Source organism: Kitasatospora sp. NPDC056783 (assembly GCF_042789895.1).
Classification (GTDB): Bacteria; Actinomycetota; Actinomycetes; order Streptomycetales; family Streptomycetaceae; genus Kitasatospora.
The window spans coordinates 1-11,293 of record NZ_JBHUAF010000282.1; the positions used below are offsets into that span (position 1 = coordinate 1).

The following is an 11,293-nucleotide window of genomic DNA, read 5'->3' on the forward strand; positions in this document are numbered from 1 at the left end:
GGCCCTTCTGCATACGATCACCTCTCCGTAAGATCACCGGACCACGGTGCGCCGAGGACGCCGCGCCCGCCTCCCCGGCCTCCCTGGAGCACGCCATGACCACCGAGGACTTCCGCGCCGCCGCCCGCACCACCGCCGACCTCGTCTCCGACTACCTCGCCGAACTGCCCGGACGCCCCATCTGGCAGCCCATGGACGACGCCGCCCGCCAGGCCCTGCTGGACGCCCCGCTGCCCGCCGAGGGCCGCCCGCTCGACGAGCTGATCGACGCCATCGGACGCGACGTCCTGCCGTACCCGATGGGCAACGGCAACCCGCGCTTCTTCGGCTGGGTGAACTCCGCCCCCGCCCCCGCCGGGGTGCTCGCCACCCTCGCCGCCTCGGCCATGAACCCCAGCTCGGCGGGCGGCGACCACGCCGACGTCCACCTGGAGCGCGCCGTGGTCCGCTGGATAGCCGAGCTGGTCGGCTTCCCGCACCCGGCCGGCGGCGGCCTGCTCACCTCCGGCACCTCGATGGCGACCATCGTCTGCCTCGCCGCCGCCCGCGACCGCGCCGCCCGCCGGGCCGGCCGGAACGTCCGCGAGGACGGGCTCGCGGGCCTGCCGCCACTGGTCGGCTACGTCACCGGCGAGACCCACTCCTGCGTCCGCAAGGCCGCCGAGCTCCTCGGCCTCGGCAGCCGGCACCTGCGCACCGTCGCCACCGGCCCCGACGGCCGGCTGGACACGGACGACCTGCGGTCGGCCGTCGAGCGCGACCGCGCGGCCGGTCTGCTGCCCTTCCTGGTGGTCGCCTCGGCCGGCACCGTCGGCGCCGGCGCGGTGGACGAGTTCGGCCCGATCGCCGACCTGTGCGAGGAGCAGCGCCTCTGGCTGCACGTGGACGGCGCGTACGGGGCCTTCGGCCGGCTCGACCCGGCGATCGCCCACCGCTACGCCGGCCTGGAGCGCGCCGACTCGCTCGCCCTCGACCCGCACAAGTGGCTCGGCGTCCCGGTCGACTGCGGCTGCGCGCTGGTCCGCGACGCCGACGAGCTGCGCGGCACCTTCAGCCTCGTCCCGTCCTACCTGCGCGACGAGGCGGCGGGCGCGCTCGGCTGGTTCTCCGAGTACGGCACCGAGCAGACCCGCCCCTTCCGCGCCCTCAAGGTCTGGGCCACCATCGCCCACAAGGGCCGCGCCGGCCTCGCCCGGGACATCGCCCGGTGCACCGCGCTGGCCCGACGCCTCGGCGAACTCGTCGAGGCGGACGAGGAGTTGGAGCTGCTCGCCGAGGTGCAGACCTCGATCGTGGCGTTTCGCCACCGTGCCCCCGGCCTGGACGGGGCCGGCCTCGACGCCCTCAACCGCGAGATCCCCGTCGCCGTCCAGCGGCGCGGCCGGGTGTTCGTCACCGGCGCCCGCCTCGGCACGACGGAGATGCTCCGCGCCTGCCTGCTCAACGCCGCCACGACGGAGGACGACCTGCGACTGCTGCTCACCGAGGTCAAGGCGGCGGCGCGCGAGCTGCTCGGGTAGCGGGGCCGGACCGGCCGGCGCCGGTCCGGCCGGCCGTCAGTCCTCCGCCGCGACCTCGACCGCCTCGCGGACCTCCAGCGCCCGCTGCGCCAGGTCCTCGGGGGCGGTCCGGCCGGTGTTGTCCGTGACGATGCCGACGGTGTCGGCGTCCGCCCACACGCAGGTGGTCTCCTGCGTGGTCGTGTAGTCCAGCGCCGCGCACTCCAGGGCGCCGCCGAGCGGTCCCGGCGGGTAGGGCGCGCGCTCCGACACGGTCTCCTGCCACATGCTGGACCGCGCCAGGTCGCCGAAGTACCCGTTCAGCTCCCGTTGCGGGTCCCTGAAGCTCCCGGTCAGTCCGATCACCGTCAACTCGGCCTTGGCCGACCTCACGGCACCGTAGTGGCCGACCGTCAGGTCCTGGTACCTGAAGGCCTTCGCCCGCTCCCCGAAGGCGGCGCGCAGCACCTCGGGGCTCGCGTCCTCCGGTATCCGCACCTGGTGGCCGATCTCGTCCGCCATCACGACCTGGTGCTTGGTCGGGGCCCCCGCACCGGTCACGGCCGCCACTGTCAGCGCGGTCGCCAGGCCCACCACGACCACCCCCGCCCCCACGAGCTTCAGGGACACCCGGCGGTACCAGGGCAGCGGAGCCACCGGCTCCAGGGTGTTCGCCCAGATCGCCTTCAGACCGCCGGGTTCCTCAGGGGACTGCTCGGATTCCATACCGCCCGTCTCATTTCACTCACATGATCAAATGCTGAACGAATTCACGGATGGTATGTCAACGCACCGAGCTCACGCACCGGCGTTCCGGCGGACGCGCTCAGCCCTGGTCCGCGGGCCGGATGACACAGGCCTTGTTCGCGAGCATCGCGCCGAAGCCGCCGAACAGGGTGCCGACCACCGCCCGGCAGGCGGCGGCCTCCTCCGGCGTCTTGGGGCCGCTGTCCTGGGAAGCGGCGGCCGGCTGGGCGAGGGCGAGCGGCAACGCCAGCAGCAGGGCGCAACAGGCTGCGGCCAGGGCGGAGTTCTTGACGGACGCGGTCTTCACGGACGCGGTCTTCACGGACACAGGGAGCCCCTTCGGAGGAGACGGGTTCGGCGGAAAGCCGAGCCATCCCTATCCGAAGGGGCTCCCCCGCTCACGGACCCTGGGCCGTCCGTGAGCGTGTCCGCTCGGGGCGCGGTCACCGCGTCGGTCGCCCCGCCGCCCGGATCGCGGCGGCCAGCTCCGCCACCCCGTGTTCCCGCAGCACCCCGTAGTGGTCGCCCGCCAGCTCGACCACGGTCGGCGCCTTCGCCGAGTAGCCGGTGCTGCCCTCGATGAAGGAGTAGTCGTCGCCGGCGGCCTTGAAGATGGTCACCGGGGCGTCCAGCCGCCGTTCGGCGAGCTCTCGGAAGCTGTACTCGAACTCGTAGGTCCCGCCGACGATCCGGGCGATCCGCCGGATCACCTCCTCGTCCAGCTCCGGCAGCATCCGGTGCACGGAGGCCACGAAGGTCGGCTCGTCCACCGTCTCCGCCAGGCAGCGCTCCAGTCCGGGCCCGCCGGCCGCACCGGCGAACACCGAGAACAGGATGGTCAGGTACGCCGGGTTCGCGTACGAGGACTCCCGGCCGTACCGCCCGCCGTCGGCCCGGCGGACCTTCGGGTTGCCGGGGCAGATCAGCAGCAGGTCCGCGACCCGCTCCCCCGCCCGCTCCAGCTGCCAGGCCGCCTCGAAGGCCACCCGGGCGCCGAAGGAGTAGCCCCACAGCGTGTACGGCCCCTCGGGCTGCACCCGCCGCAGTTCGGCGAGGTCGGCGGCGGCCGTCTCCCGGATCGTGGCGTACGGCGTCTCGCCCTCGTTGATGCCGTGCGCCTGGACGCCGTAGAAGGCCCGTCCGTCGCTCGCCTCCGCGGCGAGCGGGCGCAGGTTCATCGGGTAGCCGCCCAGGCCCGGCCAGCAGAACACCGGCCGGCCCCGTTCCCCCGTCCTCAGCCGCACCAGCCGGGAGGCCGGCCGGCCGGCCGCCCCGGAGATCCGTGCCGCGAGGTCGCCCAGCCGGGGGCACTCGAACACCACCTGGAGCGGCAGCGCCGTCCCGAACTCCCGGTTGATCCGGTGGACCAGGGCGACGGCGATCAGCGAGTTCCCGCCGACGGCGAAGAACTCGTCCGTCACCGACACGTCCTGGTACTTCAGCGCCTGCCCCCAGGCTTCGGCCAGCCACCGCTCGTGCTCGGTGCCCGGGGCCACGAACTCGCCGCGCGCTTCGGCCGTGCGGACGGCCTCGGAGGCGGCCAGCGCCCTCAGGTCCACCTTGCCGTTCGCGGTGAGCGGCAGGGCGTCCAGCACCAGCACCCGGTTGGGCAGCATGTAGTCGGGCAGCAACCTGGCCAGTTCGTCCTTGACGATCTCGGCCGGGCCCTTCATGTGGACGGCGTCCTCGCGCATGCCCTCGCTGCGGATCTGCTCCTCGCTGACCTTGCCGCCGAGGAAGAAGTACGACGGGCCCGGGGCGATGCCGCGGCCGGCCAGGATCTCGTCGATGCGGCGCGAAGCGGGCAGCGGGTGGCCGGACTTGGAGCTGTAGCCGGAGGACATCAGGCCCAGGGCCAGGCCGTTGCGCTGGAGGCGGTGCAGCACCGCGCCGAGCGCGACGTACTCCAGCCACTCCTCCCGGGCGCGGCTGACGGCGGTGATGCCGAACGCGGCCCGGGCGTAGACGGCCTGGTTGATCGCGATCACGTGCCGGGACTCCACGACCTCGTCCGAGACGTGGGTCAACTCGCCCTCGGCGTACCGGTAGAGCCCGCCCCGCAGGCCGCGCACCCGGTCGCCGTGGGCCTGGACGTACAGTTCGGCGCACTCGGGCCGCGCCGCGCCGTCGGCCCGGACGACCGCGAAGGCGCCCAGGTAGTGGTCCTCCTCGGCGACGTCCAGCCGCGCCTCGGCCGCCGGGTCGAGGCCCAGCGGGCGCACGTCCAGCCCGTACTCGGGCAGCACCTCCTCCAGGACGCCCAGCATGTGGCCGGTCTCGAACTCCAGCACCTCCCGGATGTTGTTCTTGTAGACGGGCTCGATGGCACCGTGCCGGCCGGAGAAGTGCAGCGTCAGGTACGCCTGCGCCCGGGGCTCGGCGGGCCCGATCCGGACCAGGGCGTGCTCGACGGGGTGGTAGTAGTACAGCCCGGCCGCGAGCCCGTCCAGGCCGCCGGTCTCCAGGTACAACTGGGTCGCGTACAGGGCGCCGGGCGAGGCGTAGGAGTACTTGGGCAGCAGCCGCTCCTCGCTGTGGAACTGGCCGAACCACCGCAGGACGCGGCCGAGTTCGGGAAGGCTCAGCAGCTCCAGGGCGCGGCCGAACCCGACGGCCGGGCGCGGGGCGAGCAGCGCGGTGAGGTCGTCCCGGGTGACGGCGCCGCCTTCGTAGAAGCGGTAGGTCTTGCGGGCGAAGACCTCCCGGCGCTGGACCTCGGTCTCCTTCCGGCCGGGCAGCGGGACCCGCTCGCGGCCTTCCAGCCCGGCCCGGTCGCGCAGGCCCGGGTCGGACAGCTGGGCCTTGACCTGGAGCTTGCTGGCCTTGGACCGGTGGTGCCCGCCGTGGCTGCCCTGGTCCATCAGGGCCGCTTCGCGAGGGTCGAGCTCGACGCAGGCGACCAGGTTCGGGTGCCCGGTGCGGTCGTCGCCGGTGACGACGGCGGCCGAGCGGCGCACCCAGGTGTGCTCCTCGATCGCACGGGCGATCTCGTCCAGTTCGACCCGGTACCCGCGCAGCTTGACCTGGTTGTCCACCCGGCCGGCGAACTGGAGGGTGCCGTCCGGGTTCCACCGCGCCAGGTCGCCGGTGCGGTAGAGCCGCTCGTCGGACGCGAACGGGGAGGTGACGAACCGCTCGGCGGTCAGCTCCGGCCGGTTCAGGTAGCCGCGGGCCAGCTGGACGCCGCCGAGGTACAGCTCGCCGACGCCGTCGGCGGCGACCGGCACCAGTTCGTCGTCCAGCACGTAGCACCGGGTGTCGGCCACCGGCCGGCCGATCGGCACCGAACCCGCGCCGTCGCCCGGTTCGGCCGGGTCCACCAGGTGCCAGGTGGCGTTGATGGTGCACTCGGTCGGGCCGTACAGGTTGACCAGCGCGGCCCGCGGCAGGGCCCGGCCGAAGTCGCGGGCGAGCCGCCGGGAGAGCGCCTCGCCACCGGCGAACACCGTGGTCAGACCGGTGCGGTCGGCGAAGCCCTCGGTGTCGAGCAGCGCCCGCAGCAGGGTGGGCACGCACTGGAGCGCGGTCACCCCGTGCTCCCGCACGGCGGCGACCAGCGCCTCCGGGTCGCGGTGGAGGCCGGGCGTGCCGGCCACCACCCGGGCGCCGACGGCCGGGGCGAGGATCTCCCACTGGGCGGCGTCGAAGCTCATCGGGGTCTTCTGGAGCACCGTGACCTCGGGCCCGAGGTGCCCGGCGGAGTGCATCCAGCGCAGCTGGGAGACCACCGAGCGGTGCTCGATCATCACGCCCTTGGGACGGCCGGTGCTGCCCGAGGTGTAGATCACATAGGCCAGCGACTCCGGTGCGAGGGCCCCCTCCTCCGGCGCGTCCGGCAGCGGCGGGGCCTCCTCGAAGGTGACGACCGCGGTCCCGGCCGGGACCAGTGCGGCCAGCCGTTCGCGCAGGTGCGCCTGGGTGAGCACGATCCGGGTGCCGCTGTCCTCGATCATGTAGCGGAGCCGGTCCTCGGGGTACTCGGGCGACAGCGGCAGGTAGCCGGCCCCGGCGTACAGGACGCCCCAGGTGCCGGCGACGAGTTCGACGGACGGCTCGACGTACAGGCCGACGCAGCCGTCCGGGCCGGCGCCCAGGCGGCGAAGCCGCGCGGCCAGCCGGCAGGCGTTCCCGGCCAGCTGCCGGAAGGTCAGGCCGCCGCCCGTGCCGAGGACGGCCGGAGCGCCGGGCCGGGTGCGCGCCTGCCGGTCGAGCAGACCGGGGAGCGCGACGCCGACCGGGGAGCGGCGGGCGTGCGGGACGGCGGAGGCGGCCGAGTCGGTGGTGGGGACGGACGGGGTGTCGCGCATGGTGGCGGCTTTCGGTGCGTGGACGGACGGGCCCGGCCTCCTGCTCACCAGGGGCACCGGAGGCACCAGGGCGCCGGGACAATCGGGGCGCCGGGGGCAGGCGGGGCGGCGGGGCACCGGGGACGCCATCCACCGTCGGCCGCCCGCCGTCCCGGCCGCCTGAGGCATCGGTCCGGATCTGCGCCGCCGCCCTCCCGGCCCGGGGACCACTCGGTCCCACCCGGGTCCCGCCCCGGTCCCATCCGCACCCCGGCCGCACCCCGGGGCATTCACGCGTTCACGATCACGTAACCGAACGGAAGCGCACTGTCGGTAGCGTCGGCGTCATGAAGGCATCGCGCACGCGCCCCGAACGGCTCTGGCACCGGCCCTTCCGCAGGTCCGACCGCAGGTGCGCGGCGGCCGAGGGCCAGTCCGTCCGGCCGGACGGCGCCGGCGGCGGCCCGTCCCGGACCGTCCGCCCGCACCCACCCGCCGGCCGCGCCGCCGGCCCGGGACCGGAGGGCACGTCCCGGCTGTCACTGCCGGACGGGACCGAACTGCTGGTGCGCCCGGCCGGTCCGGCCGACCGGACGGCGGCCCTGGCGATGCACGGCCGCTGCTCCCCCGCCTCGCTACGGCTGCGCTACCACGGCCCGGTCCGCGACGCCGGCCGCTACCTGGACCACCTGCTGGACCCCCGGCACGGCCGCAGCCTCGTGGTGACCGCCCCGGACGGACGGATCGTCGCGCTCGGGCACCTGATGTGGGACGACGACGAGGCCGAGCTGGCCGTCCTGGTCGAGGACGCCTGGCAGCGGCACGGGCTGGGCCTGGCACTGCTGCGGCGGCTGTCGGCGGCGGCCCGCACCTCCGGCGTCCGCACGGTCTACGCGGTGACCCAGGGCGGCAACACCGGGCTGATCGCCACGATGCGCCGGCTGGGCGCACCGCTCGACTTCCACGCCGAGGACGGCACCCTGGTGATCACCGCCACGCTGGCCGCCGAGGAGACCGCCGGCTGCGGCCACCGTCCGGGCCGCTGATCCGTTCTTCACCACATCCTCACTCGGACGGCTCGGGAACCCGGCGACCCCGGTGGGCGTCCTGAAGGAGCGAGAGGTCCCTCCGTACACCGTCCTCCTCGACGGGCCGTCAGCAGCACCCGCGAACGCGTCGCAGCAGGCGGCACGGGGTCCGGATCGTCCGGACGGGCGACGGAGTCGGTAGGCTGATCCCCGTCCCCGCCGCCCGACGGCCCGTTATCCGGCCACGGGTGGTGCCGCAGCAAGGAGGAACCACTGAGCATGGCAGGCACCGAATCGGAGCCCACAGGCGCACGCGACGCCTCGCTGCCGGCCCGCGCCAAGATCGCGGTCACCGCCGGCCGGGTCGCCGCCGCCGTGTCGCGCAAGGCCGGACGCGGGAGCGGCTCGGTGATCGGGGGCAAGGTCGCCCTCAGGCTCGACCCCGACCTGCTCGCCACCCTCGCCGACCACCTCGACGTCGTCCTGGTCAGCGCGACCAACGGCAAGACCACCACCACCCGCCTGATCGCCGAGGCGCTGCGCGCCGCCGGCCCCGTGGTCTCCAACGCCCTGGGCGCCAACATGCCCGCCGGCATCACCTCCGCCCTGGCCGGCGGCACGGACGCCCGCTTCGGCGTGATCGAGGTCGACGAGAAGTACCTGGCGACGGTCGCCCGCGACACCCGCCCCAAGGCGATCGCCCTGCTCAACCTCTCCCGCGACCAGCTCGACCGCGCCGCCGAGACCCGGATGATGGCCGAGAAGTGGCGCGAGGGCCTGCAGAACACCGAGGCCGTGGTCATCGCCAACGCCGACGACCCGCTGGTGACCTGGGCCGCCTCCTCCTGCAAGAAGGTGGTCTGGGTGGCCGCCGGGCAGGCCTGGAAGGAGGACGCCTGGTCCTGCCCCGCCTGCGGCGGTGTGATGCAGCGCCCCGGCGACGACTGGTTCTGCCAGGACTGCGGCTTCCGCCGGCCCAACCCGCACTGGGCGCTCCAGGGCACCCACGTGATCGACCCGCAGCGCGGCGCCTGGCCGATCCAGCTCCAGCTGCCCGGCCGGGCCAACCTGGCCAACGCCACCAGCTCGGCCGCCGTCGCCGCCGTGTTCGGCGTCCCCCCGCAGGTCGCCCTGGAGCGGATGCGCTCGGTCGCCGCCGTGGCCGGCCGCTACGACGTCGTCCAGTACCAGGGCCGGGACATCCGCCTGCTGCTGGCCAAGAACCCGGCCGGCTGGCTGGAGACCTTCTCGCTGATCGACGGCCCGCCCGCCCCGGTGATCCTCTCCGTCAACGCCCTCGACGCCGACGGCACCGACACCTCCTGGCTGTGGGACGTCGACTACGAGCGCCTCGCCGGGCACCCGGTCTTCGTGATGGGCCAGCGCAAGCTGGACCTGGCCGTCCGCCTGGAGGTCGCCGGGCTCCAGTTCCACGTGGTGGACACGCTGGAGCAGGCCGTCCGGATGGCGCCGCCCGGCCGGATCGAGGCCATCGCCAACTACACCGCCTTCCAGCAGCTGCGGAAGGTCGTGGCCGGCTGATGCCGCGCCCGCACACCAGTCTTTACGTGACGGAAGGCCTTCGAGGATGAGTGAGAGCAGCCTGCGCGTGGTCTGGGTCTACCCGGACCTGCTCAGCACCTACGGCGACCGGGGCAACGCCCTGGTCGTGGAGCGCCGGGCCCGCCAGCGCCACCTCAACGTGACCCGGATCGACGTCCGCTCCGACCAGGCGATCCCCACCAGCGGTGACATCTACCTGATCGGCGGCGGCGAGGACCGCCCGCAGCGCCTGGCCGCCGAGCGGCTGCGCGCCGACACCGGGCTGGTGCGCGCCGCCGAGAACGGCGCGATCATCTTCGGCGTCTGCGCCGGCTTCCAGATCATGGGCCACGAGTTCATCAACGACCTCGGCGAGCGCGAGCCGGGCCTCGGCCTGCTCGACGTCTGGACCGCCCGCGGCGAGGGCGAGCGCTGCGTCGGCGACGTGCTCGCCGACGTCGACCCTCGGCTCGGCCTGCCGCAGCTGACCGGCTTCGAGAACCACCAGGGCGTCACCCACCTCGGCCAGGGCGTTCAGCCGTTCGCCACGGTCAGCGTCGGCCGCGGCAACGGCACCGGGGACGGCACCGAGGGCGCCTGGCGGGACACCGTCTTCGGCACCTACCTGCACGGCCCGGTGCTGGCGCGCAACCCCGCGGTGGCCGACATGCTGCTGAAGCTGGCGCTGGACGTCAGCGCCCTGCCGCCGGCCGACACCACCTGGTACGACGCGCTGCGCGCCGAGCGCATCGCGGCCGCGACGCGTCCCCAGTAGTACGCCGGGGCCGTCCCGGCCGGGTGCCCGCCATGCGGTCACCCGGTCCCCGGACGGCCCCGGACGTACCACAATGGGGCTGCCTACTGCACACCCTCCTCGGCAGCAGGCCGCACTTCCACGCGGGGGCGCCGACGGCGCCGCTCCCGCGTCGGCTCCTGCCCGGCCGGACCAGGGGCCGTATGCTCGACTTCACGGCCGTTTCCGGGCGTTCCGTCCGGACCCGGCCGGTCCTTCACCCCACGGCCACCTCCCCGCCACCGCGGTGTGGAGGCGCCGCGTTACGGTGACGGCTCGTCGTCCCAGCCTGTAGTCCGGCCGTTCCTCGGTTCTGCTCGGGAGTTGCAAAGCTAATGCGTATCGGAGTGCTGACCAGCGGCGGTGACTGCCCCGGACTGAACGCGGTGATCCGCTCCGTGGTCCACCGGGGGGTGGTCGACCACGGCGACGAGATCATCGGGTTCGAGGACGGGTGGCGCGGGTTCCTGGAGGGCCACCACCGCCCCCTGACCCTGGACTCGGTGAGCGGAATCCTGGCCCAGGGCGGCACCATCCTCGGTTCCTCCCGGGTCCAGCCCAGCCACCTGCGGGACGGCGTCGAACGGGCCAAGAAGTACTGCTCGGACCTCGGTCTGGACGCGGTCATCCCGATCGGCGGCGAGGGGACGCTGAAGGCCGCCAAGCTGATGAGCGACGCGGGCCTGCCGATCGTCGGCGTGCCGAAGACCATCGACAACGACATCGCCGCCACCGACGTCACCTTCGGCTTCGACACCGCGGTCTCGGTGGCCACCGAGGCGCTGGACCGGCTGAAGACCACCGCCGAGTCCCACCAGCGCGTCATGGTCGTCGAGGTCATGGGCCGGCACACCGGCTGGATCGCGCTGAACGCGGGCATGGCGGCCGGCGCGCACGCCATCGTCGTCCCGGAACGCCCGTTCCACATCGACAAGCTCACCGAGGTCGTCCGGGAGCGCTTCGACCGCCAGAAGAAGTTCGCCATCGTGGTCTGCGCCGAGGGCGCCAAGCCCGAGCCCGGCACCATGCACTGGGAAGAGGGCACCAAGGACATCTACGGCCACGAGCGCTTCACCGGCATCGCCACCCAGCTCTCCCGCGAGCTGGAGCACCGCCTCGGCAAGGAGGCCCGCCCGGTGATCCTCGGCCACACCCAGCGCGGCGGCACCCCGACCGCCTACGACCGGGTGCTCGCCACCCGCTTCGGCTGGCACGCCGTCGAGGCCGTCCACAAGGGCGCCTTCGGTCACATCACCGCCCTCCAGGGCACCGACATCAACCTGGTGCCGCTGGCGGAGGCGGTCGCCGAGCTGAAGACCGTCCCGCAGGAGCGCTACCTGGAGGCCGAGACGGTCATCTGACCGCCGCAGGCCCTCCCGGAGGCCCCCGGACCCGCCC

8 protein-coding genes are annotated in these 11,293 nt (G+C 74.1%); 5 read left to right on the forward strand and 3 right to left on the reverse strand.

What is annotated here, in order from left to right; genetic code table 11:
- Positions 1–95: 95 nt before the first annotated feature.
- Complete coding sequence (locus ACFRMQ_RS29910) at positions 96–1,520, forward strand: pyridoxal phosphate-dependent decarboxylase family protein (RefSeq protein ID WP_380733794.1); 1,425 nt, start codon at positions 96–98, stop codon at positions 1,518–1,520.
- 36 nt (positions 1,521–1,556) lie between these two features.
- On the opposite strand, the gene ACFRMQ_RS29915 is transcribed toward ACFRMQ_RS29910, so the two are convergent.
- From ACFRMQ_RS29915 to ACFRMQ_RS29925, 3 genes are all read right to left on the reverse strand, one after another.
- Positions 1,557–2,225 carry a hypothetical protein gene (locus tag ACFRMQ_RS29915; RefSeq protein WP_380733795.1) on the reverse strand — a complete coding sequence of 223 codons (669 nt, stop codon included), beginning with the start codon at positions 2,223–2,225 and terminating at the stop codon, positions 1,557–1,559.
- Between the two features lie 100 nt (positions 2,226–2,325).
- Positions 2,326–2,574: a hypothetical protein gene (locus tag ACFRMQ_RS29920; protein WP_380733796.1), complete on the reverse strand. Its 249-nt coding sequence runs from the start codon at positions 2,572–2,574 to the stop codon at positions 2,326–2,328.
- Between the two features lie 115 nt (positions 2,575–2,689).
- Entirely contained in the window at positions 2,690–6,553 is a 3,864-nt protein-coding gene (locus tag ACFRMQ_RS29925) for an amino acid adenylation domain-containing protein (protein WP_380733800.1), read from the reverse strand.
- Positions 6,554–6,879: 326 nt separating this feature from the next.
- Between ACFRMQ_RS29925 and ACFRMQ_RS29930 the strand changes: the two genes are divergently transcribed.
- The 4 genes from ACFRMQ_RS29930 (at position 6,880) to ACFRMQ_RS29945 (ending at position 11,256) form a co-directional block, all read left to right on the forward strand.
- Positions 6,880–7,578: a GNAT family N-acetyltransferase gene (locus tag ACFRMQ_RS29930; RefSeq protein WP_380733797.1), complete on the forward strand. Its 699-nt coding sequence runs from the start codon at positions 6,880–6,882 to the stop codon at positions 7,576–7,578.
- Between the two features lie 261 nt (positions 7,579–7,839).
- Positions 7,840–9,102 (forward strand): MurT ligase domain-containing protein, encoded by a 1,263-nt coding sequence (locus ACFRMQ_RS29935; RefSeq protein ID WP_380696447.1) that lies wholly within the window; start codon positions 7,840–7,842, stop codon positions 9,100–9,102.
- A gap of 46 nt (positions 9,103–9,148) precedes the next feature.
- Positions 9,149–9,877 carry a type 1 glutamine amidotransferase gene (locus ACFRMQ_RS29940; RefSeq protein WP_380733799.1) on the forward strand — a complete coding sequence of 243 codons (729 nt, stop codon included), beginning with the start codon at positions 9,149–9,151 and terminating at the stop codon, positions 9,875–9,877.
- 353 nt (positions 9,878–10,230) lie between these two features.
- On the forward strand, positions 10,231–11,256 hold the full coding sequence (locus ACFRMQ_RS29945; protein WP_380696443.1) for a 6-phosphofructokinase: 1,026 nt from the start codon (positions 10,231–10,233) through the stop codon (positions 11,254–11,256).
- Positions 11,257–11,293 lie beyond the last annotated feature (37 nt).